The 21,771-nt window shown below is 72.1% G+C and carries 21 protein-coding genes and 1 pseudogene; 19 read left to right on the top strand and 3 right to left on the bottom strand.

Features of this window, described 5'->3' with window-relative positions:
- The 9 genes and pseudogenes from B351_RS0101805 to tadA form a co-directional block, all read left to right on the top strand.
- A partial coding sequence (locus B351_RS0101805; protein ID WP_019397348.1) for an NAD-dependent epimerase/dehydratase family protein occupies nt 1-1,021 on the top strand: 1,021 nt, incomplete at its 5' end.
- A gap of 102 nt (nt 1,022-1,123) precedes the next feature.
- The gene (locus B351_RS17215) at nt 1,124-1,297 is read left to right on the top strand and encodes a DUF1328 domain-containing protein (protein WP_019397347.1); all 174 of its coding nucleotides are present in this window, start codon (nt 1,124-1,126) and stop codon (nt 1,295-1,297) included.
- A 34-nt stretch (nt 1,298-1,331) separates the two neighbouring features.
- On the top strand, nt 1,332-2,240 hold the full coding sequence (locus B351_RS0101795) for a lipocalin family protein (protein ID WP_026010238.1): 909 nt from the start codon (nt 1,332-1,334) through the stop codon (nt 2,238-2,240).
- A gap of 43 nt (nt 2,241-2,283) precedes the next feature.
- Nucleotides 2,284-2,625, top strand: a complete 342-nt coding sequence (locus tag B351_RS0101790; RefSeq protein ID WP_026010237.1) for a zinc ribbon domain-containing protein YjdM — start codon at nt 2,284-2,286, stop codon at nt 2,623-2,625.
- Nucleotides 2,626-2,972: 347 nt separating this feature from the next.
- The gene (locus tag B351_RS0101785; protein WP_026010236.1) at nt 2,973-3,959 is read left to right on the top strand and encodes an aldo/keto reductase; all 987 of its coding nucleotides are present in this window, start codon (nt 2,973-2,975) and stop codon (nt 3,957-3,959) included.
- Nucleotides 3,960-4,018: 59 nt separating this feature from the next.
- On the top strand, nt 4,019-4,696 hold the full coding sequence (locus B351_RS0101780; RefSeq protein WP_019397343.1) for a type 1 glutamine amidotransferase domain-containing protein: 678 nt from the start codon (nt 4,019-4,021) through the stop codon (nt 4,694-4,696).
- 267 nt (nt 4,697-4,963) lie between these two features.
- Nucleotides 4,964-5,425 (top strand): AprI/Inh family metalloprotease inhibitor, encoded by a 462-nt coding sequence (locus B351_RS0101775; RefSeq protein WP_019397342.1) that lies wholly within the window; start codon nt 4,964-4,966, stop codon nt 5,423-5,425.
- Between the two features lie 273 nt (nt 5,426-5,698).
- A pseudogene (locus B351_RS17920) lies at nt 5,699-6,025 on the top strand (GNAT family N-acetyltransferase); the annotation flags it as partial.
- Between the two features lie 78 nt (nt 6,026-6,103).
- Entirely contained in the window at nt 6,104-6,613 is a 510-nt protein-coding gene (tadA, locus tag B351_RS17915) for a tRNA adenosine(34) deaminase TadA (RefSeq protein WP_255346133.1), read from the top strand.
- Nucleotides 6,614-6,620: 7 nt separating this feature from the next.
- Here the strand turns inward: tadA and B351_RS0101765 are convergent, their stop codons facing one another.
- Nucleotides 6,621-7,085, bottom strand: a complete 465-nt coding sequence (locus B351_RS0101765; protein ID WP_019397340.1) for a DUF2721 domain-containing protein — start codon at nt 7,083-7,085, stop codon at nt 6,621-6,623.
- A gap of 91 nt (nt 7,086-7,176) precedes the next feature.
- On the opposite strand from B351_RS0101765, the gene orn reads away from it, so the two are divergent.
- The 3 genes from orn (at nt 7,177) to B351_RS17705 (ending at nt 12,775) form a co-directional block, all read left to right on the top strand.
- On the top strand, nt 7,177-7,746 hold the full coding sequence (gene orn, locus B351_RS0101760) for an oligoribonuclease (RefSeq protein ID WP_407059571.1): 570 nt from the start codon (nt 7,177-7,179) through the stop codon (nt 7,744-7,746).
- A gap of 319 nt (nt 7,747-8,065) precedes the next feature.
- A complete protein-coding gene (locus tag B351_RS16040) occupies nt 8,066-8,962 on the top strand; it encodes an SH3 domain-containing protein (RefSeq protein ID WP_050992109.1) in 897 nt (298 codons plus the stop codon).
- Between the two features lie 63 nt (nt 8,963-9,025).
- Nucleotides 9,026-12,775 (top strand): patatin-like phospholipase family protein, encoded by a 3,750-nt coding sequence (locus B351_RS17705; protein WP_198006195.1) that lies wholly within the window; start codon nt 9,026-9,028, stop codon nt 12,773-12,775.
- Nucleotides 12,776-12,885: 110 nt separating this feature from the next.
- Here B351_RS17705 and ppsA read toward each other — a convergent pair whose 3' ends face one another.
- On the bottom strand, nt 12,886-15,264 hold the full coding sequence (gene ppsA, locus B351_RS0101745) for a phosphoenolpyruvate synthase (protein WP_019397336.1): 2,379 nt from the start codon (nt 15,262-15,264) through the stop codon (nt 12,886-12,888).
- A gap of 139 nt (nt 15,265-15,403) precedes the next feature.
- Here ppsA and B351_RS0101740 point away from each other — a divergent pair, with 139 nt between their 5' ends.
- From B351_RS0101740 to B351_RS0101710, 7 genes are all read left to right on the top strand, one after another.
- Nucleotides 15,404-16,225 (top strand): pyruvate, water dikinase regulatory protein, encoded by an 822-nt coding sequence (locus B351_RS0101740; RefSeq protein WP_019397335.1) that lies wholly within the window; start codon nt 15,404-15,406, stop codon nt 16,223-16,225.
- 81 nt (nt 16,226-16,306) lie between these two features.
- Nucleotides 16,307-16,816 (top strand): DUF1249 domain-containing protein, encoded by a 510-nt coding sequence (locus B351_RS0101735; protein WP_019397334.1) that lies wholly within the window; start codon nt 16,307-16,309, stop codon nt 16,814-16,816.
- A 2-nt stretch (nt 16,817-16,818) separates the two neighbouring features.
- Nucleotides 16,819-17,832: an LLM class flavin-dependent oxidoreductase gene (locus B351_RS0101730; protein WP_019397333.1), complete on the top strand. Its 1,014-nt coding sequence runs from the start codon at nt 16,819-16,821 to the stop codon at nt 17,830-17,832.
- A gap of 219 nt (nt 17,833-18,051) precedes the next feature.
- Nucleotides 18,052-18,261 (top strand): cold-shock protein, encoded by a 210-nt coding sequence (locus tag B351_RS0101725; protein ID WP_013535118.1) that lies wholly within the window; start codon nt 18,052-18,054, stop codon nt 18,259-18,261.
- 152 nt (nt 18,262-18,413) lie between these two features.
- Nucleotides 18,414-19,097, top strand: a complete 684-nt coding sequence (locus B351_RS0101720; RefSeq protein WP_026010233.1) for a glutathione S-transferase — start codon at nt 18,414-18,416, stop codon at nt 19,095-19,097.
- 21 nt (nt 19,098-19,118) lie between these two features.
- On the top strand, nt 19,119-20,672 hold the full coding sequence (locus B351_RS0101715; RefSeq protein ID WP_019397331.1) for a YdiU family protein: 1,554 nt from the start codon (nt 19,119-19,121) through the stop codon (nt 20,670-20,672).
- A 45-nt stretch (nt 20,673-20,717) separates the two neighbouring features.
- Complete coding sequence (locus B351_RS0101710; protein ID WP_019397330.1) at nt 20,718-21,266, top strand: adenine phosphoribosyltransferase; 549 nt, start codon at nt 20,718-20,720, stop codon at nt 21,264-21,266.
- 108 nt (nt 21,267-21,374) lie between these two features.
- On the opposite strand, the gene B351_RS16035 is transcribed toward B351_RS0101710, so the two are convergent.
- A partial coding sequence (locus B351_RS16035) for a DbpA RNA binding domain-containing protein (RefSeq protein WP_039730757.1) occupies nt 21,375-21,771 on the bottom strand: 397 nt, incomplete at its 5' end.

Here is a 21,771-nt window from a genome sequence, read left to right as displayed (position 1 = left end):
CATCCTGATCCTTGGCGGCACCGGCTTTACCGGCCCGTTCCAGGTGCGCTACGCGCTGGCCCGCGGGCACAAGGTGACCCTGTTCAACCGCGGCAAGCGACCCTCGCCGGAGTGGCCGGGGGAGGTCGAGCAGCTGCACGGCGACCGCGAGACCGGCGACCTGTCGGCGCTGCGCGGGCGGCGCTGGGACGTGTGCATCGACAACCCGACCAGCCTGCCGTCGTGGGTGCGCGATGCGGGCAAGGCGCTGCGCGGCAACATCGGGCATTACCTGTTCATCTCCACCATCTCGGTCTACGCCGACGGCAGCCGCCCCGGCATCGACGAGGACGCGCCGATGGCGCAGTACCGCGGCCGCGACGCCATGGCCGAGACCCGCCAGACCCTGATCGCGGACATGGAGAACCTGTACGGCCCGCTCAAGGCGCTTAGCGAGGTCGAGGCGCGTCGCCAGTTCGGCGAGCGCACCACCATCGTCCGCCCCGGCTACATCGTCGGCCCGCGCGACGAAACCGACCGCTTCACCTACTGGCCCCTGCGCGTGGCCGACGGCGGGGAAATGCTGGTGCCGGGCGACGGCCAGGACCCGATCCAGGTGATCGACGGCCGCGACCTGGGCGAGTGGATGATCCGCCTGGCCGAGAACGGCACCACCGGCACCTTCAACGCGGTCGGCCCCGGCTACCCGCTGACCATGGACGCGATGCTGCACGGCTGCCAGGCGGTGACCTCGACCCCGCTGCAGCTGACCCACGTGGACCCGGAGTTCCTCGAGGCGCAGGGCGTGGAGCTGCCGATCTGGGTGCCGCGCAACCGCGGCCCGTATGCCGGCTATGGCCAGGTCAGCAACGCGCGCGCGGTGGCCGCCGGGCTGACCTTCCGCCCGCTGGCCAACACCGTGGCCGACCTGCTGGCCTGGTACCGCAGCCTGCCGGCCGAACGCCAGGCCAAGCCGCGCGCCGGCATCGACCGACAGCGCGAGGCCGAGCTGCTGCGTGCCTGGCACGCCCGCGCCGGCTGAGCCGGGCACGCCACCACGCCAGCGGCGTGGCAGGGCCGTTGTTCACGGCCGTGCCACGCCGCCCTGCGTAAGGTCCGGGTCACCTAACGGACGGAGCAGGGCATGATCAAGTGGGCCATCATCTTCCTGGTAATCGGACTGATTGCCGGGGCATTGGGGCTGGGTGGCGTGGCCGGGGTGTCGATCGGCATCGCCAAGTTCCTGTTCGTCGCCGCGCTGCTGATCGCGGTGGTGCTGTTCGTGCTGGGCCTGACCATCTTCCGCAAGGTGACTTGATCTGGTGTCGCGTGCTGGTAATGTCGGCGCCGACATGAGGAGATCCCGGAACCTCGCCCGCGCGGCCTCGCTGCTGCTACTGCTGCTCCCGTCCGTGCTGCCCGCCCGCGACCTCGGCGTGGCCGGGCACCTGCCGCTGCCGGTGCTGGACCTGCAACGTTTCGCGGGCCCCTGGCACCTGGCGGCGTGGTTGCCGGTGGACTTCCAGCGCAAGTGCGTGCGCGAGGCGCGGGTGGAGTACCGGGCCGGCGCAGGCGAGGGCTTCGACGCCCACCAGTCCTGCCTGGACGAGGACGGGCGCCGCATCGGCGAGGACGCCGAGGTGGTGCCGGTGCCCGGCGCGCCCGGCTCGCTGCAGGTTCGTGCCGTGGCCCCGCGCTGGCGCGCCTGGGTGCCGTTCGGCTGGACCCGCCGCTGGGTGCTGGCGGTGGACCCGGAATACCAGTGGGCCCTGGTCGGCGCGCCGGACCGGGACCGCCTGTGGATCCTGTCGCGGCAGCCGCGGGTGGACCGCCTGCTGCTGGCCTCGCTGGTCGGCAAGGCGCAGGAACTGGGTTATCCGGTCGCGGAACTGGTGTTCGACGCCGGCGCACCCGGCAGCGAGGCACGCAGCGTGCCGCACGCGCTGGTGGCCTCGACCAACGAGCCGTTCTGGCAGGCGCGGGTGGATGGCACGGGGCTGGTGCTGACCGGTCCGGACCTGCCGCAGCCGCGCCGCCTGCAGCTGGCCAGCCGCACCGACGCGCTGGTGCCGGGCGTGCAGGCGATCGTGGCGCGCGATGCCCAGGGCACGGTCGTGTTGCGCGTGGCCACCGGGCAGTGCCAGGACAGCATGTCCGGGGCGTGGTACCCGCTGCGCGCGGCGCTGGCGGTGGATGGCGCGGAGGAAGTGCCGGGCTGTGCGCGTCCGGCGGCGATGCCGGCGCCGGGGGAGCCGCGCTAGCCCGTTACAATGGCGGCCGTTTTTTTCCTGCAACGAGGATGCAATGGCTGCCATTCCTTCCTGTCCGCAGTGCGGATTGGACAACACCTACGCCGACGGCGCGCTCTGGATCTGCCCGGACTGCGCCCACGAGTGGACCGAGGAGGAGGGCGCCGAGGCGGAAGCCGGGCTGGTCGTGCGCGACAGCAATGGCAACCCGCTGGCTGCCGGCGACACCGTGGTCGTGATCAAGGACCTGAAGGTCAAGGGCTCCTCGATCCCGCTCAAGCAGGGCACGGTGATCCGCAACATCCGCCTGGTCGAGGGCGATGCGGAGCACATCGAAGGCAACTCGGACAAGATCAAGGGCCTGGTGCTCAAGACCCAGTTCCTGCGCAAGGCCTGAGCGAATCGCCGATCATTGGTGATTGGTGATTGGGCGGGGCGTGTGGCCCGGGCAAGTGCAGCGCAGCGCCGCTGCAGTGCCATGGCGCCCGCGAGGCCTGGCGCTTTGCCACGCGCTGCGTCGTCGTCTGGAGCACCGTTCCCTTCCCGGCGGGATGGGGTAGGGGGGAGGGCCAGGCGCCGACGCAGCTCCCCGATCGCGGCGTAGCCGAACGCCGGCGCCCGGCCATCGCCTGCATGCCCCTCCGCGCGTGTCCGCTATGATTCGGCGTTCGTCCGGCGCCACCGCGCCGCAATCCTTTTCCGGCCACGCTGCCCGCCAGCGTGGCCCGTCCGCAGGAGTCACGCATGCGTTCCAGACCTTTCGGCCGTAGCGGCCACACCGTCGGCGAGATCGGCTTTGGCGCCTGGGCCATCGGCGCGGCCTGGGGCACGGTCGACGACCGCGATTCGATCGCCGCGCTGCACGCGGCGCTGGATGCCGGCCTGGATTTCATCGACACCGCCGACGTCTACGGCGACGGCCACTCCGAGCGCCTGATCGCGCGCGTGCTCAAGGAGCGCGGCGGCAAGCGCCCGTTCGTGGCGACCAAGGCCGGGCGCCGCCTGCCCAGGCAGGAAGTGGCCGGCTACACCGCGCAGAACCTGCAGGAGTGGGTGGACCGCAGCCGCCGCAACCTGGAGATGGAAACCCTCGACCTGCTGCAGCTGCACTGCCCGCCGACCGACGCCTACTACCATCCGGAGATCTTCGAGCACCTGGAGCGGCTGGTGGAGCGCGGTGCGATCGCCCGCTACGGCGTGAGCGTGGAGCGGGTGGAGGAAGCGCTCAAGGCGATCGAGTACCCGAACGTCGCCAGCGTGCAGATCATCTTCAACATGTTCCGCCTGCGCCCGGCCGGGCTGTTCTTCCAGGAGGCCCTGCGCCGCGGCGTGGCGGTGATCGCGCGAGTGCCGCTGGCCAGCGGCATGCTCAGCGGCAAGTTCCGCGCCGATACCCGCTTCGAGGAAAGCGACCACCGCAACTTCAACCGCAACGGCGAGGCCTTCGACGTCGGCGAGACTTTCTCCGGCGTGCCCTACGAGGTCGGCCTGGCGGCAGTGGAGAAACTGCGTCCGCTGGTGCCGGCCGGCGCCACCATGGCCCAGTTCGCGCTGCGCTGGATCCTGATGCACGAGGCGGTGAGCGTGGTCATCCCCGGCGCCAAGAACCCGGAGCAGGCGCTGGCCAACATCGCCGCGGCCGGGCTGCCGGCGCTGCCGGAGGAGGTCATGGCCGAGGTCGCGCGGATCTACGAGCAGGACATCAAGCCGCACGTGCACCAGCGCTGGTGACCCCCGGCGCCGGGGCGCAGGCGGGCGCAACCGTTGGACTTTCCGACAGGAGCAGGCACATGAAGATCCTGGTGGTACTGACGTCCCACGATCGCCTGGGCGAGACCGGCGAGAAGACCGGCTTCTGGCTGGAGGAACTGGCCGCCCCGTACTGGCGCTTCCGCGATGCCGGGGCCGAGGTGGTGCTGGCCTCGCCCCGCGGCGGGCAGCCTCCGCTGGACCCGCGCAGCGATGCGCCGGAGTCGCAGACCGACGATACCCGGCGCTTCCAGGGCGATGCCGCGGCGATGGCGGCGCTTGCCAACACCCGGCCGCTGGCTGAGGTGTCGATGGACGACTTCGACGCGCTGTTCTATCCAGGCGGCCACGGTCCGCTGTGGGACCTGGCCGAGGATCCACGCTCGATCGCCCTGGCCGCGCGCGCGGCCGAAGCCGGCAAGCCGCTGGGCGCGGTCTGCCATGGCCCGGCCGCGCTGCGGCGGGTGCGCGGTGCCGACGGCGCGCCGTTGGTGCAGGGGCGCAAGGTCACCGGCTTCAGCGATAGCGAGGAAGCCGCGGTGGGTCTGACCGGGGTGGTGCCGTTCTCGGTGGAGGCCATGCTGCGCGACAACGGCGGCGAGTACTCCAAGGGGGCCGACTTCCAGCCCCACGTGGTCAGCGACGGCCTGCTGGTGACTGGGCAGAACCCGGCCTCCTCGGCGCCGGCGGCCGAGGCGCTGCTGGCCCTGCTGCGCTGACCCGGCAAGCGCACCTCCACCAATGCCGCCCGGCGCCGCGCGTGCCGCCCGGGTAGACTGCCCGCGCGTCCTTCGCCGCGGCGGGGGACTCCATTCCGATGCCCGGGGGATGACATGCGTCTGGACTGCCACGTGCGATCGCCGGCCCTGCGCGACCCGCCGGCCGCGTTCGCCTTTGCCGGCCGGCAGGACGGTGCCGGAGCCGGCGCCCGGCCGGGTCGATCCCTGCGACCACCTGTTCCACGCTGCCACGGGCGCGGTGCGGTGATGGCCGGGCGCATCTGCCTGTCGACCTTCCTGCTGGCGGTGCTACTCCTGCTGGCCGGCTGCAGCCAGCCGGCATCCCCGGTGCCGGCCACGGCTCCCGCGCACGGAAAGGCCAGGGAAGACGACGGCATCGCGGACGCGCCCGGACCGGAGATCGTCGCCCTGGCCGGCGCCTGGGACCTGTGGGAGGACACCGAGGGCGGCAGCGTCTGCCCGGTCACGCTGCAGGCCACGCCCAACCTCGGCGGGCATGCGCTGGAGGCGGATCCGGCCTGCCTCGCCTCGCTGGGCCTGGAAGGCGAGGCGTTTGCCTGGCTGATCGACGGCCGCGACCAGTCGCTGGTACTGGTGGATGCCACGCGCAAGGCCATCGTGCGCCTGCCGCGCAGCGGCGAGCGCGAGTTCTACCTGCCGCGCGACGGCAATCGGCGGTACGGGCTGATGCTCAACCCGGCGCAGTAGTCGCGGCGCCCGCCGGCGATGGTCGCCGGCCAGGCAAGGTTCGCCTGCCCCGGCCGGCAGGCCTGCCGCGGCGCGGGTCAGGCGTAAAATGCGTCCCTGGTGTTTTGCGGAAAGCGCGCAGTGGCAGAACAGATATCCGCGGTCCCGGCGTCCGCGGCCCCTGGGGAGGCGCCGGCATCGGCGGCACGCATCGGTCCGGCCTCGCCGGCCGACATCGAGGCCCTGTCCGCGCTGCTGGTGGAGACCGTCGCCAACAACGGCTCGGTCGGCTTCATGCACCCGCTGCCGCTGGACGAGGCGCGTGCGTTCTGGCGCGGCGCGCTGGAGGCGGTCGCGCGCGGCGAGCGCGTGGTGCTGTGCGCCTGGCAGGACGGCCAGCTGCTGGCCACCGGTTCGCGGGCCCTGGTGCAGGCGCCCAGCCAGCCGCACCGCGCCGAGCTGACCAAGGTGATGACCGCGCCGGCGGCCCGCGGCCGCGGCGTCGGTGCGGCCCTGGTGCAGGCGCTGGAACAGGCAGCGCGCGAGCGCGGCCGCCGCCTGCTTACCCTGGATGCCTCGCTGATCGAGGGCGCCACCGCGTTCTACCGCCGCCTGGGCTACCACACCGCCGGCGACATCCCCGAGTACGCCTACAAGCCGCTGGGCGGGCTGGGCGCGACCCGGATCCTGTGGAAGCTGCTGGACGCGCGCGAGCCGGCGCGGACGTTGCCGGTCGACCCGGCCGCCGACGAGCGGTACATGCGCCAGGCCCTGGCCCTGGCCGAGCGCGCGGAGAAGGAATACGACGAGATCCCGGTGGGCGCGGTGGTGGTCTCGGCCGGAGGCGAGGTGATCGGCGAGGGCTGGAACCACAACATCGCCGACCACGATCCCAGCGCGCATGCCGAGATCATGGCCCTGCGCCAGGCCGGCCGGGCGTTGGCCAACCACCGCCTGGTCGGCGCCACCCTGTACGTGACGCTGGAACCCTGCGCGATGTGCGCCATGGCCCTGGTCCATGCCCGCGTCGCGCGAGTGGTCTACGGCGCGGCCGATCCCAAGACCGGCGCCTGCGGCAGTGTGTTCGACGTCATCGGCGACCCGCGCCACAACCACCGCGTGCTGGTGCAGGGCGGGGTGCTGGGCGAGGAGGCCGGGCGGCGCCTGACCAACTACTTCCGGGCCAAGCGCGGCAAGCCGCCGGTCTGAGCCCGGTTCAGCCCCCCGGCGGCAGCGGCCGGGTGGGGCGGTGGTCCATTTCCTCGTTGATCGCGGTCACCGCCAGGGTGGACTCGCGCGCCAGCAGGAAGCTGGCGGCAAACATCGACAGCACCCCGGCCGAAGCCAGCCAGATCGGCAGCGAGCCCAGGCGGTGCCCGGCGAAGGTGTCCACGGCCACCGCCAGGCTGGTGCCGACGAAGCAGCTGATGGCGATGTACAGCAGCTGCCCGGCGCGCAGCATCAGCAGGCTACGCAGGCGCTGCAGGGCGATGCGCTTCTCGTACAGCTGCCGCTCGCGCTCGTCGCGCACTTCCGGCAGTTCCCGCAGCAGGGTCCGCGCGCGGTCGATGATCCGGGCCAGGCGGTTGTTGGCCGACAGCAGCAGCGAGGCGGTGGCTGTCAGGAAGAAGGCCGGCGCCAGCATCGCGGCCAGGATGGCATGGGTGTTCGACTCTTGCATCGACCGGGCGTGGATGGGGACCTGCGGTATCATGCCAGCCCCCGCCGCGCCCGCAAGCGCGGCCCCATCACCGTTGGAGTTCCGCAAGCGCATGGCCATGGCCGCAGGAATGGACCGCCTGATCTGGATCGACCTGGAGATGACCGGCCTGGACACCGACCGCGATTCCATCCTCGAGGTCGCCACCGTCGTCACCGACGCCCAGCTCAACGTGCTGGCCGAGGGCCCCGAGCTGGCCATCGCCCATCCGCTGGAGACCCTGCAGGCGATGGACGAGTGGAACCGCAACCAGCACAGCCGTTCCGGCCTGTGGCAGCGGGTGCTGGACAGCGACGTGACCCTGGCCCAGGCCGAGGCCCGCACCGTGGCCTTCCTCAACGAGTGGGTGCCGGCCAAGGCCTCGCCGATGTGCGGCAACTCGATCTGCCAGGACCGCCGCTTCCTGCACCGGCTGATGCCGCGGCTGGAGCAGTACTTCCACTACCGCAACCTGGACGTGAGCACGCTCAAGGAGCTGGCCCGCCGCTGGTGCCCGGAGGTGCTGGCCGGGGTCGGCAAGCAGGCCGCGCATACCGCGCTGAGCGACGTGCACGATTCGATCGCCGAGCTGCGCCACTACCGCCAGTTCCTGGGCAAGTTCGCCGGGCTGCCGGCGGCCTGAGCGTCAGGGGCCGGCCCGCCCCGACTCCGTTGCCGCGCCTGGTCCGCCGGCACGGACCGGCCAGCCGCCCGCGGCAGGCGCCGCCGGCGCTCCCGCCGCCGCGCCGGGGGGACTGGCGCCGGCGCCGGCCGAGGCGCAAACTCCGCCCGTTTCCCGGCCCGGGCCACGGCCCCTTGCCCTGCGCACCGGTCCGGATACAGCGCCGGACGACCCGCCGTGGCGGGTGCATGGCCGACGCGCGACGACCGCCGGGGCCCGCCCACCGCGACCCCGCCGCCTCGCCACATGCCGATGTCCCGTTGTCCTCCATGGAGGCAGCATGAAGTACGTCGTACGTGCGTCGGAATTGAACCTGCGGTCCTCGCCCAGGGTGGCTTCGACCAACCGCATCGGCCTGTTGCCGCGCGGGCACGAGGTGGACCTGCTGGAGAAGGCGGCGGCGCCCTGGTGGAAGATCCGCACCCGGCTGGACGGCACCCCGGTCGAGGGCTATGTCTCCTCCGCCTACCTGGTGGCCGGACCGGAAAAGGCGCCCCCGGAGGCGGTGGCGAAGAAGCTGGTGGAGGTGCACCTGCAGACCAGCCAGCCGGTCACCCGCGGCCGCGACGGCGGCCGCGCCTTCGCGCTCAACGAGGCCGGCGCGCCGCGGCGCGATGCCGGCACGCCGGCCGCGCGCGCCGCGCAGCTGCTGGAGATCGTGCACTGGCTGCGGGTGGACAGGAGCGCGCGCTACCTGCGCAAGGGCAGCAGCACCTTCTGCAACATCTACAGCTACGACTACTGCTTCCTGGCCGGCGCCTACCTGCCGCGGGTGTGGTGGACGGCGACCGCGATCAGCGCGCTCAACTCCGGCAGGAGCGTGGCGGTGGTGTACGACCAGACCGTGCGCGAGCTCAACGCCAACAGCCTGCACGACTGGCTGCCGGAGTTCGGGCCGCAGTTCGGCTGGCGCCGGGAGTTCGACCTGGACGCACTGCAGGCGGCGGCCAATGCCGGCGCGGTCTGCCTGGTCTCGGGGAAGAACGCCAACAGCGAGAGCCCCGGCCATATCTGCCCGGTGGTGCCGGAGAAGGGTACGCGGCAGGCCGACCGCAGGAACGGGTGGGTCCACGCGCCGCTGCAGAGCAATGCCGGACGCGAGAACTTCCAGTTCGGGACGCCGCGCTGGTGGACCTCGGCCACGTTCAGGAGCACTTCGTTCTGGATCCATGACTGAGACGGCGGGCGTGCCCAGCGCCGCCAGGGAGGGGATATGGATAGGGAGCAGGCGTCCACGCCGATGGAACGTGCCGCCGGACACATGGACGGCACGCTGGGACAGGGGGCCGGGCTGCAGGACCGCGCGGCCTTGGCCGGGGAGGAGGCGCGGCTGGTGGAGCGGCGCCGCGCCCGCGCCGGCATCGACCCCGGCGCGCCGCGCATCGGCCTGGCGCTGTCCGGCGGCGGCATCCGCAGCGCGACCTTCTGCCTGGGCCTGCTGCGCGGCCTGGCGCAGAACGGCCTGCTGAAGCGCTTCGACTACCTGTCCACGGTATCCGGCGGCGGCTACGTGGGTGCCGCGTTCACCCGGGTGGTGCAGAAGATCGGCGTGGTCGAGGCCGAGAACGCCTTCGCCCGCAGCGATTCGGTGCTGCTGGAATGGCTGCGCCGCAACGGCCGCTACCTGACCCCGCGCGGCGCGCGCGACGTCGGCGCGGCAGTGGCCACCTACCTGCGCAGCGCGCTGGCGGTGCACGCGGAGATGGCGGTGCTGGCGGTGCTGCTGGGCGTGCTGGTGGTGCTGCCGCACGCCCTGCACAACGACCTGGACCTGGTGCTGTCCGCGCAGTGGCAACCATGGGCGTCGGCGTGGTTCGTGCTCGCGGCGGCGGCGTGGATGCTGCTGGCCTCCAGCACCCTGGTGCCGTACTGGACCCTGCGCGACCTGCCACGGAAGGCCAACGAGCCGGGGACGCCGCTGCTGGCCATCCTGCCGCCGCGCGCGGCCGACGTGGTGGTGCTGGCGCTGCTGCTGGCGGGCCTGTGGCTGCTGCCCGGGCGCGACCTGGCCTGGCTGCAGCCGCCCTGGGCGGCGCCGTCGGCGGCGTTCTTCCTGTGCCTGTTCGCCGCCGGCACCCTGGCCCGGCATGCCGGGCTGTACCTGCGCCTGTCCGGGCGCTCGGACGAACGCCCCAACACCCGCCTGGCGCAGCAACGCAACCGCCTGACCGAGGCCTTGCGCCGCGCCAATGCGCTGGCGCTGGGGCTGGCCGGGCTGGGCGTGGTCGACGTGCTTACCTGGCAGGTGGCCAAGCTGCTGGAACAGGGCGACCGCTGGCTGGAGGGCGGCCTGACCCTGGGCAGCCTGCTGGTGCTGCTGCGCGCGTTGAGCGAACCGCTGCAGCGCATGGCCCGCTCCTCGGATGGCCCGCATGCGCGCTGGACGCCGAAGCTGCTGAACCTGCTGGGCCTGCTGGTCGGCGCGCTGGTGGTGTGCGCCTGGGTGCTGCTGGTCCAGTGGGTGGTGTTCATCGCCCCGTTGCGGGGCGAGGACGGCGTGCTGGCCTACCTGCCGTTCTGGGCGCGCGCGGCGGTGCTGGGCGCGCTGGCGCTGGCCTGGGTGCTGCTGACCCAGCGCAACCGCGACTGGGTCAATTCCAGCTCCCTGCACGGCTTCTACCGCGCGCGCCTGGTGCGCGCCTACCTGGCGCTGGGCAACGTGCAGCGCTTCGGCCCGCGCCTGGATGGCGAACGGGAATCGCCCGACGCCTGGTCGGTGACCACGGTGGTCCCGGGCGACGACACCGACCTGTCCAGCCACCGTCCCGAGGAAAACGGCGGCCCGCTGCACCTGGTCGGGGTGTGCCTGAACCAGACCCGCGAGGCGGCCAGCGGCATGTACAACGCCGACCGCAAGGGCCTGGCCGCCACCATCAGCGCGCGCGGCATGGAGCTGGGCAGGGACCGCTTCCTGCCGCTGGCGCAGATGCGCGACCCGGGCACCCTGGGGCGCTGGATCGCCATTTCCGGCGCGGCGGCCTCGCCGGGCGCGGGCTCCTACACCTCGCGGGGCTGGGCGGTCCTGCTGTTCATGGTGGGGGCGCGCCTGGGGTTCTGGCTGCGTCCGCGCCAGGAGGGCGCCGCGCAGGAGGAGCCGGCGCGCGACGGCCTGCTGCGGCGCGCCGGGCGCTGGCTGGGCACGACCAAGTTCGGCCTGCTGGCCAGCGAGGCGCTGGCGTCGTTCGCCGGGCCGTGCCAGGACTGGTGGTACCTGTCCGACGGCGGGCACTTCGAGAACACCGGCGTGCACGCGCTGCTGCAGCGCCAGCTGGACTTCATCGTGCTCGCCGACTGCGGCGCCGACCCGCGCTACGAGTACGACGACCTGGAGAACCTGGTGCGCAAGGCGCGCATCGACTTCGACTGCGACATCGAGTTCTGCACGCCGGAGGACGCCGCCGCGATGGGCGCGGTCGCCAGCGAGCACCTGGCGGTGCTGGCACCGGAGGACCTGGCCAAGAACTACACCGCGCGCGGCGTGCTGCTGGCGCGGATCTGCTACAACCGCAGCAACCCGGCGCGGCGGCGGCTCGGCACCCTGCTGGTGGTCAAGCCGGCCCTGCACGTGTCGCTGGACGCCGACGTGCTGGCCTATGCCCGCCGCCATCCGCTGTTCCCGCAGCAGCCGACCTCCGACCAGTTCTTCGACGAGGCGCAGTGGGAGAGCTACCACCGCCTGGGCGAGGACATGGGACGGGCGCTGCGGGCGGAGTGGCTGGAGAAGGTGCACGGCTGGAACATGCCGGCGCCAAGGCCGGGGAATGTGCTGGAACCGCTGCGGCGGCCGCCCAAGCCCGAGCCGCAGAAGGCGCCGGTGCCGTTCTGGCGCCCGGAAACCAGGGCCGCCGCGATCGGGGCCACCGTCGGCGTCGGCGTGCTGGGCACGCTGCTGCTGCCGATGGCGCAGGCATTGCAGCAGTGGCAGCAGGAACGCAGCGCACGCGAGCAGGCGGTGGAGGCGGTGCTGGACCGCGTGGATGCCATCCGCGAGGCGAGTCCGGACAAGCCGCCCGGCGCGGACGAGCGCGGCGCCGTGCGCCTGCTGGCCGACGCAGTGCGCTACGGTGGGGTATCGGCGCGGGTGCGCCGCCATGCGGCCAGCCGCCTCGCGGGGCTTGCGGCGCTATGCCAGGTCCCCGCGGATCCCGCCGGGAACAGCTGCGATCCGGCACGCCACTGGGTATGCGACGACGTCTGCGGCACGCACCCCGACCAGGACGACCCGTACTGGATGCCCGCGCCGCAGCAGGAGCCCTGCAGGAATCCCCTGCTGGCACGCTTGCCCGCGTGCAACCGGCAACGGCCCGCGGATGCAGGCACGATGGCCATGCCGGAACCGGCCGTGGCTGCCGGCGGCAGTACTGCCTCGACCTACCCGGAGGCCGCGGCGGACCTGGAGGCGCCCGGCATCGACGGGCCGACTGCGCTGCAGTCCGGTCCCGGCGGGGGCAGGGGGCCGGCGTCGGTGCCGGAACCGGGCACGGAGGAGCCGGCGTCGGTGCCGGCGCCGCTTCCGGTCGAAGCGCCGGCTCCGGCACCGCCGGCGTCCGCGCGGGTCCCCGCGCTCGCGGCATGCGGGACGGAAGCGTCGCCCATGACCCTGTACGTGCAGGTACACGACGAGGCCAGCCGTGCCTGGATCGCCGGCCTGCTCAAGGGCGACTCCGATATCGCCCCGGCGCTGGGGAATACGGTGCGCGTGCCCGGCATCGAGAACGTGGTCGCCACCGCGCAGCGCCATGGCCGCAATCCGCCCGCGCCCTGGCCGCGGCCGACCCTGCTGGTCCACCGCCGCGGCAACGAGGGCGACCGCGAGTGTGCCCGCGGGATTGCCGCGGCGCTGGCGGCGCGGGAGCGTGGCCTGGAGGTGCAGGTGCGCGAGCTGGCCGCGTCCATCCGCAGCAACCGCCGCGTGATCGAACTATGGCTGCCGCCCTGCGCCACGGATGCGGGCACGTCCGGTCCGGCGCGTTGCGAAGCCGTGCCTTAGCGCCGCTGTTCTGCCCGGGCGGGAAAGGGCACAAACAGGAAGGCCATGCCGGCGCACCGGCATGGCCTTCGGTGGCGCGCGGACGGTCCGCTCGCGCGGACCGCAGCGGCTCAGGCGGCGCCGCCCTTGAGCCTGGCCAGGCGCAGCCAGGTATCGACCACGGTGTCGGGGTTGAGCGACACCGACTCGATGCCTTCCTGCATCAGCCACTCGGCCAGGTCCGGGTGGTCGGAGGGACCCTGGCCGCAGATGCCCACGTACTTGCCCTTGGCGCGCGCGGCCTTGATCGCCATCGACAGCAGCTTCTTGACCGCCGGGTTCCGCTCGTCGAACAGGTGGGCGACGATCGAGGAGTCGCGGTCCAGGCCCAGCGACAGCTGGGTCAGGTCGTTGGAGCCGATCGAGAAGCCGTCGAAGATCTCGAGGAACTCGTCCGCCAGCAGGGCGTTGGACGGCACCTCGCACATCATGATGATCTTCAGGCCGTTCTCGCCCTGGCGCAGGCCGTTCTTCGCCAGCACCTCGACCACCTTGCGGCCTTCCTCGAGCGTGCGCACGAACGGGATCATCACCCAGAGGTTCTCCAGGCCCATCTCGTTGCGCACGCGCAGCACCGCCTTGCATTCCAGGGCGAAGGCGTCGGCGAAGGACGGATCGACGTAGCGGCTGGCGCCGCGGAAGCCGATCATCGGGTTCTCTTCCTCAGGCTCGTAGCGCTGGCCGCCGATCAGGTTGGCGTACTCGTTGGACTTGAAGTCCGACAGGCGCACGATCACCGGGTTGGGCGCGACCGACGCGGTGAGGGTGGCGATGCCCTCGGCGAGGCGGTCGACGTAGAAGCTGACCGGGTCGGCGTAGCCGGCGACGCGCTCGTCGATCCGGCGCTTGGTGTCCGCGTCCTGGCGGTCGTACTCCAGCAGCGCCTTGGGGTGCACGCCGATGTGGCTGGCGATGATCATCTCCAGGCGCGCCAGGCCGATGCCGGCGTTGGGCAGCTGGCCGAAGTCGAACGCACGCTCGGGATTGGCGACGTTCATCATGATCTTCAGCGGCGCCGGCGGCATGTTGCCCAGGTCGGTGGTGGTGCGCTCGAACGGCAGGCGGCCGGCATAGATGTAGCCGGTATCGCCCTCGGCGCAGCTGACGGTCACTTCCTGGCCGTCCTTGATCAGGTCCAGCGCGTTGCCGGTGCCGACCACCGCCGGCACGCCCAGCTCGCGGGCGATGATCGCCGCGTGGCAGGTGCGGCCGCCGCGGTTGGTGACGATGGCGCTGGCGCGCTTCATCACCGGCTCCCAGTCCGGGTCGGTCATGTCCGCGACCAGCACGTCGCCCGGCTGCACGCGGTCCATGTCCTCCAGCGAGCGCACCACGCGCGCCACGCCGGCGCCGATCTTCTGGCCGATGGCGCGGCCCTCGGCGATCACCTCGCCGCGCTTCTCCAGCGCGAAGCGCTCGATCTGGGTGGCGTGGCCACGCGACTTCACCGTCTCCGGACGCGCCTGCACGATGAACAGCTTGCCGGACACGCCGTCCTTGGCCCATTCGATGTCCATCGGGCGGCCGTAGTGCTGCTCGATGGTCAGGGCCTGGCGCGCCAGCTCGTGCACGTCCTCGTCGGAGAGCGAGAAGCGGTTGCGCAGCTCGGCCGGCGTGTCCTCGGTGCGCACGCGCTCGCCGGGCTGGTCCGAATACACCATGCGGATCGCCTTGCTGCCGAGCGAGCGGCGCAGGATCGCCGGCTTGCCCTGCTTCAGCGTGGGCTTGTAGACGTAGAACTCGTCCGGGTTCACCGCGCCCTGCACGACCATCTCGCCCAGGCCGTAGCTGGCGGTGACGAACACCACGTCGCGGAAGCCGGACTCGGTGTCCAGGGTGAACAGCACGCCGGAGGCACCCACGTCCGAGCGCACCATCAGCTGCACGCCCGCCGACAGGAACACGTCCTCGTGCTTGAAGCCGTGGTGCACGCGGTAGGCGATCGCGCGGTCGTTGTACAGCGAGGCGAACACTTCCTTGACCTTGTGCACGACATCGTCGGCGCCGGTCACGTTGAGGAAGGTCTCCTGCTGGCCGGCGAACGAGGCATCGGGCAGGTCCTCGGCGGTGGCGGAAGAGCGCACGGCCACCGCCACGTCGTCGCCGCCGTTCTCGCTGCACAGCTTCGCGTAGGCGGTGCGGATATCGGCATCCAGCGCCGGCTGCAGCGGGGCATCGATCACCCACTGGCGGATCTCGCGCCCGGCCGCGGTAAGCGCGTTGACGTCCTCGACGTCCAGCTGCGCGAGCCGGTCGTAGATGCGCTGGTGCAGGTCGTTGTGCGCGATGAAGTCCTTGAACGCTTCGGCCGTGGTGGCGAAGCCACCCGGCACCGAGACGCCGAGGCCGGACAAGTGCCCGATCATCTCGCCGAGGGAGGAATTCTTGCCGCCGACGCGTGCCAGGTCGGCAAGACGAAGCTCATGCAACCACAGGATGTTCTGGTTCAAGTGCGATGCTCCGTGGAGCCACGCCCGGCCGGGCAATGGCCGTGTCCCGAGGTATGTGGGGTGGTTATGATGCCCCTGCGATTTGCGGCATATCAATGTTGATCATGTCATTCAACACGAAACCGGAGACGTCACAGGCATGAGCGCGATCCGCCCTGTTTTCTACGTTTCCGATGGTACCGGTATCACGGCGGAAACCATCGGCCACAGCCTGCTGACCCAGTTCAGCGGATTCCAGTTCGTGACCGACCGCATCGCCTTCGTCGACGACCTCGACAAGGCGCGCGAGGCGGCCGCGCGCATCCGCTCGGCCGGCGAGCGCTACGGCGTGCGGCCGATCGTGGTCAATTCCTGCGTCGATACCCAACTGAGCATGCTCCTGGCCGAAAGCGGGGCGTTGATGCTGGACGTGTTCGCGCCGTTCATCGAGCCGCTGGAGCGCGAGCTCAACCAGCCCCGGCAGGCGAGGGTGGGGCGCGCGCACGGCATCGTCGACTTCGACAGCTACCACCGCCGCATCGAGGCGATGAATTACGCCCTGGCGCATGATGACGGCGTCGCGCTGGACTATGTCGACGCCGACGTGGTGCTGGTGGGCGTGTCGCGCGCGGGCAAGACGCCGACCTGCGTGTACCTGGCGCTGCATTACGGCGTGAAGGCCGCCAACTACCCGCTGACCGACAGCGACCTGGACAACGACAGGTTGCCGGAGCGGCTGCGTCCGTACCGGCGCAAGCTGTTCGGACTGACCATCGATCCGGACCGGCTGCAGCAGATCCGCCAGGAGCGCAGGCCGGATTCGTCCTATTCGCGGCTGGAGACCTGCAGGCGCGAGGTGCAGGCGGCCGAGGCGATGTTCGCGCGCGAGCGCATCCCGACCCTCAGCACCACGCACACCTCGATCGAGGAGATCTCCAGCAAGGTGCTGGCCACCTTCGGCCTGCAGCGGGAGATGTTCTGAACGGCGGCCCGTACGCATGGGGGCCGGCGGCGGGCTTTTCAATGCTGCCGCGCGCGCGCCTTGCCGTGTAGCATCGGGCGCATGCAGCAGGCACTCCCCATCGTCGCGCGTATCCCCAGGATCGGCCGCTTCGGCTGGCTGATGGGGCTGTACGCGGAGAACCACGCCCGCCTGACCCGGCTGTTCGCGCCGGCCGGGCTGGCGTGCGGCAGCTACGTGTCCTCGCTGGGCGACGGCCTGGACGTGCGCCTGGACGTGCTCGAGCGCCACCGCTACACGGTCGAGCTGCGCCTGACCTACGACCTGTGCGACCCGGTGACCGGCGAGCCGGACCCCTCTGCCTACCTGCGCCTGTACAACGACGCCCGCCAGGTCGAGACCACCCACTGCTACGTCGGCCGGCGCTGGCAGGACGTGATCGGCATGTACCCGCCGCCGGCCGAAGTGGTGGGCCACCGCCTGCGCATGAACACCTTCCTGGGCAAGTGGCTGCAGTACCTGGCCGAGCAGGGCCACGGCGTGGCCACGCTGCGCCCGGCGCCGCCGCTGGCCGCGCCGCGGGCACCGCTGGCGGCCGTGGCGCGGGACTGACCATGGGCTTCGATCCGCGTTCCGTGCCGCTGTCGGTGCTGGACCTGGCCCCGGTGTGCGAGGGCTCGGACGTCTCCGCCGCGCTGGCCAACAGCGTCGACCTGGCCCGCCATGCCGAGGCCCTGGGCTACCGCCGGTTCTGGCTGGCCGAGCACCACAACATGCCCGGCATCGCCAGCGCCGCCACCGCGGTGCTGATCGCGCACGTGGCCGCGCATACCTCGAAGATCCGGGTTGGCGCTGGCGGGATCATGCTGCCCAACCATTCGCCGCTGCAGGTGGCCGAGCAGTTCGGCACCCTGGCCGCGCTGCATCCGGGCCGGATCGACCTGGGCGTGGGCCGCGCGCCGGGCACCGACCACGCCACCGCGCGGGCGCTGCGCCGCTATTTCGACTCCGCCGAGCAGTTCCCGCAGGACGTGCAGGAGCTGCTGCGCTATTTCGAGCCGGTGCAGCCGGGCCAGGCGGTGCAAGCCGTGCCCGGCGCCGGGCTCGGGGTGCCGGTGTGGATCCTGGGTTCCAGCCTGTTCGGCGCGCAGCTGGCCGCGGCGCTGGGCCTGCCGTACGCGTTCGCCTCGCACTTCGCCCCGGATGCGCTGGAGGAAGCCCTGCTGGTCTACCACCGGCACTTCCGGCCCTCGAAGCACTGCGCCGAGCCGCACGTGATGCTGGCGGTGAACGTGGTGGCCGCGGCCACCGACGCCGAGGCGCGGCGGCTGTTCACCACCCCGCAGCAGGCCTTCGTGAACCTGCGCCGCGGCCGCCCGGGGCTGATCCCGCCGCCGGTGGACGACATCGAGGCCTACTGGAACCCGCAGGAGAAGGCCGGGGTGGAGCGGGCGCTGGCCTGCAGCGTGGTCGGCAGCCGCGACACCGTGGCCGAGGGCCTGGCGCGCTTCGTCCAGCGCCACCGCCCGGACGAGCTGATCGTGGTGGCCAACCTGCACGACCACCAGGCCCGGCTGGAGTCCTACCGGATCGCGGCCGAGGCCTGGGGCCTGGCGGCCGCCGGTTGACCACCTGAACGGCGCCGACGGACGGCGCTCGCTATTCCGGACGAATACGGGTATCGTGCCCTCACTGTGTTTGCATGGGTCACCGTGAATCGTGGCCTGATGCAGTCGATCCGACGATCGCGCTACATCGTTCCGCTTTGCCTAACACCTGCAACCCAGTACCCGCCGCGGATGTCCCGCGACCGGGTTTTCCATTTTTCCGTTGAGGAGTTAGCAAACATGTCCGATCGTCAGACCGGTACCGTCAAGTGGTTCAACGACGCCAAGGGCTTCGGCTTCATCACCCCGGAGAGCGGTGCCGACCTGTTCGTGCATTTCCGTTCGATCCAGGGCTCGGGCTTCAAGTCGCTGCAGGAAGGCCAGAAGGTCTCCTTCATCGTCGTGCAGGGCCAGAAGGGCCTGCAGGCCGACCAGGTCCAGGCGCTGTAACTGACTGGCCTTCCCGGCTCGCGCCGGGATCGCAGACCGGAACGCCGGGGGCGCAAGCCTCCGGCGTTTTCCGTTTCCGGGCCCGGCGCGCGGCGCAACGGATGGCAAACGCCGGCCGTGCGAGGATGGGCGCAGTCGAACAGGAGTTGCCGATGCTGACCGTCCATCACCTGGAAAATTCCCGTTCCCAGCGCGTGCTGTGGCTGCTGGAGGAACTGGAGCTGCCGTACCACGTGGTGCACCACAGGCGCGACCCGAAGACCCTGCTGGCGCCGCCGGAGCTGCGCGCCGTGCACCCGCTGGGCAAGGCTCCGGTGCTGGTGGATGGCGGCCAGGCGCTGGCCGAATCCGGTGCGATCCTGGAATACCTGGTCGAGCGCTACGACACCGGCTATGCGCTATCGCCGCCGCCGGAACCGGCGCTGGCCGAGGAGCGCCTGCTGTACCGCTACTGGATGCACTACGCCGAGGGCTCGGCCATGCCGCCGATGCTGCTGTCGCTGGTGCTGCGCCGGATCCGCAACGCGCCGATGCCGTTCTTCGCCCGGCCCATCGCCCGCGCCATCGTCGACCGCACCCTGGCCGGCTTTGTCTCGCCGCAGGTGAAGCTGCACCTGGACTGGATGGAGCAGGCGCTGGACGGCGGCGGCTGGTTCGCGGGCGAGCGCTTCACCGCGGCCGACATCCAGATGAGCTTCCCGATCGAGGCCGCGGCGGCGCGCGCCGGGCTGGACGGCCACCCGAACCTGCGCGGCTTCCTCGAGCGCATCCACGCGCGCCCGGCCTACCAGCGGGCGCTGGAGCAGGGCGGCCCGTTCGCGGTCGCCACCGGCTGATCCGCCCGCCGGCGGCGACCCATGCGGATCGGATTCGACAACAGCTTCCTGCGCGAACTGCCCGGCGACCCCGAGGCCGGGCCGCGCGTGCGCGAGGTCTTCGCGGCCTGGTCGCGGGTGGATCCCACCCCGGTGGCCGCGCCGCGGCTGCTGGCCTGGTCGCCCGAGGCCGCGGCCCTGGCCGGGCTGGACGCCGCCGACGCCGAGCACCCGGACTTCGCCCGCGTGTTCGGCGGCAATGCGCTGCTGGAAGGCATGCAGCCGTGGGCGGCCAACTACGGCGGCCACCAGTTCGGCAGCTGGGCCGGGCAGCTGGGCGATGGCCGCGCGATTTCGCTGGGCGAGGCGATCGGGCCGGACGGCGGGCGCTGGGAACTGCAGCTCAAGGGCGCGGGGCGCACGCCGTACTCGCGTTTCGGCGACGGCCGCGCGGTGCTGCGCTCCTCGATCCGCGAGTTCCTGTGCAGCGAGGCCATGCACCATCTGGGCATCCCCACCACGCGCGCGCTCAGCCTGGTCGGCACCGGCGAGGAGGTGGTGCGCGACATGTTCTACGACGGCCATCCGCGCCCGGAGCCCGGTGCCGTGGTGTGCCGGATGGCGCCCAGCTTCCTGCGCTTTGGCAGCTGGCAACTGCCGGCCTCGCGCGGCGATACCGCGCTGCTGCGGCGGCTGGCGGACCATGTCCAGCGCCACCACTTTCCGGACCTGCATGGACTGGGCCCGGCCGGCGACGCGGAATGGTTCGCGCAGGTGTGCGAGCGCACCGCGTGGATGGTGGCCGGCTGGATGCGGGTGGGCTTCGTCCACGGGGTGATGAACACCGACAACATGTCCATCCTCGGCCTGACCATCGACTACGGTCCCTATGGCTGGCTGGAGGACTACGACCCGGACTGGACGCCCAACACCACCGACGCCCACGGCCGCCGCTACCGCTATGGCGCCCAGCCGCAGGTGGCGTACTGGAACCTCACCCGGCTGGCGCAGGCGCTGGCGCCGCTGTTCGGCGCGGCCGCGCCGCTGGAGGCCGGGCTGCAGCGCTACCTGGACGCCTGGGCCCGGGCCGAGCGGGAAATGGTGGCCGGCAAGCTGGGCCTGGCCCGCGCCGGCGCCGGTGACGTGGCCCTGTTCGAGGACCTGTGCCGGGTGCTGCAGGCCGGGCAGTTCGACCTCACCACGTTCTTCCGCCAGCTTGGGGAGGTGGATCCGGCCACGGCCAGGCCGGCGGACTTCGCGGCGGTGTCCTACGACGCCGTCGCGGCCGCGGCGGTGTCGCCGGCGTTGCAGGAGTGGCTGGCACGCTACGCCGCGCGCCTGGCCGACGACCCGCTGGCGCCACCACGGCGGCGCGAACGCATGCGCCTGGCCAATCCGCGCTACGTGTTGCGCAACTGGCTGGCGCAGGAGGCCATCGACCGTGCCGAGGCCGGCGACCTGGCGTCGGTGGCGACGCTGCTGGAGGTGATGCGCCGCCCGTACGAGGACCAGCCTGGACGGGAGCACTACGCCGGCCTGCGCCCCGAATGGGCGCGCCATCGCGCCGGCTGCTCGATGCTGTCCTGCAGCTCCTGACGGCGTTACCGTTTGCGCATCCCGTCCGTCCGGAGAGCTTCCCCGATGTCCGCAACAATCGCCGAACCCGCCACCCAGCCGGCCTGGGCCTCGCTGGTCCGCGAGATCCCGGACTTTCCCTCGCCGGGCATCGTGTTCCGCGACATCTGCCCGCTGCTGGCCGATGCCGACGGCCTGGCCGCGATGCTCGACGACCTGGCCGCGCCATGGCGCGGCGTGGCGATCGACCTGGTGGCCGGGATCGAGGCGCGCGGCTTCATCCTCGGCGCCGCGCTGGCGCCGCTGCTGGGTGCCGGCTTTCTGCCGCTGCGCAAGCCGGGCAAGCTGCCCGGGCCGGTGGTCGAGGAACAGTACGCGCTGGAATACGGCAGCGACCGGCTGCAGCTGCAGGCCGGCGCGGTCGCGCCGGGCACCCGCGTGCTGCTGGTGGACGACGTGCTGGCCACCGGCGGCACCCTGGCCGCGGCGGCCCGGCTGCTGGCACAGCAGCAGGCCCGGGTGGTCGGGGCGGGGGTGCTGATGGAGCTGGTGGCCCTCGGTGGCCGTGCCCGCTGGGAAATCGACGCGCCGCTGGTGGCCTTGCTGAGGCACTGAGGCGGGATCGGGTTCGGGATTCGGGATTCGTGGTTGGTGCTTCGCGGGGCGCGTAGTCCGGACAACGCGGCGCATCCGGGGGCGCGACGCGCGCCCCGGTAGGCAGGGTCAGAGCCTGCGTACGCGGAAGCGGCGGCCCTTGATCCTGCCGGCTTCCAGCCGCTGCAGGGCGCGTTCCGCCTGTGCGTTGGCGATGGCCACGTAGGAGCGGGTGGCCGCAATCACGATCTTGCCGATGGCCGATCCGGGCAGGCCGGCCTCGCCGGTCAGGGCGCCGAGGATGTCGCCGGGGCGCAGCTTGTCGGTCTTGCCGCCGTCGATGCGCAGGGTGGTCATTGGTGCCTGCGCCGGCTGCGCGGGGCGACCGGTGGCCAGCGGCGCGTTCTCGCGCGGCGGCGGGCTGTCCTGGGCGGCGGCGATCATCCCGGCGCGCGCGTTCTCGCGGCCGGCGACCAGGCTCAGGGCCAGGCCACGGCGGCCGGCGCGGCCGGTGCGGCCAATGCGG

Source organism: Pseudoxanthomonas sp. GW2, assembly GCF_000283075.1.
Classification (GTDB): domain Bacteria; phylum Pseudomonadota; class Gammaproteobacteria; order Xanthomonadales; family Xanthomonadaceae; genus Pseudoxanthomonas.
The sequence above is the reverse complement of the archived record's forward strand: the minus strand, read 5'-3'. Positions and strand labels throughout refer to the sequence as shown.

Bases quoted from the DNA above. Each gene is read 5' to 3' on its own strand.
- B351_RS17215 (WP_019397347.1), top strand. From the start codon at position 1,124: ATGATCAAGTGGGCCATCATCTTCCTGGTAATCGGACTGATTGCCGGG.
- B351_RS0101795 (WP_026010238.1), top strand. From the start codon at position 1,332: ATGAGGAGATCCCGGAACCTCGCCCGCGCGGCCTCGCTGCTGCTACTG.
- B351_RS0101790 (WP_026010237.1), top strand. From the start codon at position 2,284: ATGGCTGCCATTCCTTCCTGTCCGCAGTGCGGATTGGACAACACCTAC.
- B351_RS0101785 (WP_026010236.1), top strand. From the start codon at position 2,973: ATGCGTTCCAGACCTTTCGGCCGTAGCGGCCACACCGTCGGCGAGATC.
- B351_RS0101780 (WP_019397343.1), top strand. From the start codon at position 4,019: ATGAAGATCCTGGTGGTACTGACGTCCCACGATCGCCTGGGCGAGACC.
- B351_RS0101775 (WP_019397342.1), top strand. From the start codon at position 4,964: ATGGCCGGGCGCATCTGCCTGTCGACCTTCCTGCTGGCGGTGCTACTC.
- B351_RS0101765 (WP_019397340.1), bottom strand. From the start codon at position 7,085: ATGCAAGAGTCGAACACCCATGCCATCCTGGCCGCGATGCTGGCGCCG.
- orn (WP_407059571.1), top strand. From the start codon at position 7,177: ATGGCCATGGCCGCAGGAATGGACCGCCTGATCTGGATCGACCTGGAG.
- B351_RS16040 (WP_050992109.1), top strand. From the start codon at position 8,066: ATGAAGTACGTCGTACGTGCGTCGGAATTGAACCTGCGGTCCTCGCCC.
- B351_RS17705 (WP_198006195.1), top strand. From the start codon at position 9,026: ATGGAACGTGCCGCCGGACACATGGACGGCACGCTGGGACAGGGGGCC.
- B351_RS0101740 (WP_019397335.1), top strand. From the start codon at position 15,404: ATGAGCGCGATCCGCCCTGTTTTCTACGTTTCCGATGGTACCGGTATC.
- B351_RS0101735 (WP_019397334.1), top strand. From the start codon at position 16,307: ATGCAGCAGGCACTCCCCATCGTCGCGCGTATCCCCAGGATCGGCCGC.
- B351_RS0101730 (WP_019397333.1), top strand. From the start codon at position 16,819: ATGGGCTTCGATCCGCGTTCCGTGCCGCTGTCGGTGCTGGACCTGGCC.
- B351_RS0101725 (WP_013535118.1), top strand. From the start codon at position 18,052: ATGTCCGATCGTCAGACCGGTACCGTCAAGTGGTTCAACGACGCCAAG.
- B351_RS0101720 (WP_026010233.1), top strand. From the start codon at position 18,414: ATGCTGACCGTCCATCACCTGGAAAATTCCCGTTCCCAGCGCGTGCTG.
- B351_RS0101715 (WP_019397331.1), top strand. From the start codon at position 19,119: ATGCGGATCGGATTCGACAACAGCTTCCTGCGCGAACTGCCCGGCGAC.
- B351_RS0101710 (WP_019397330.1), top strand. From the start codon at position 20,718: ATGTCCGCAACAATCGCCGAACCCGCCACCCAGCCGGCCTGGGCCTCG.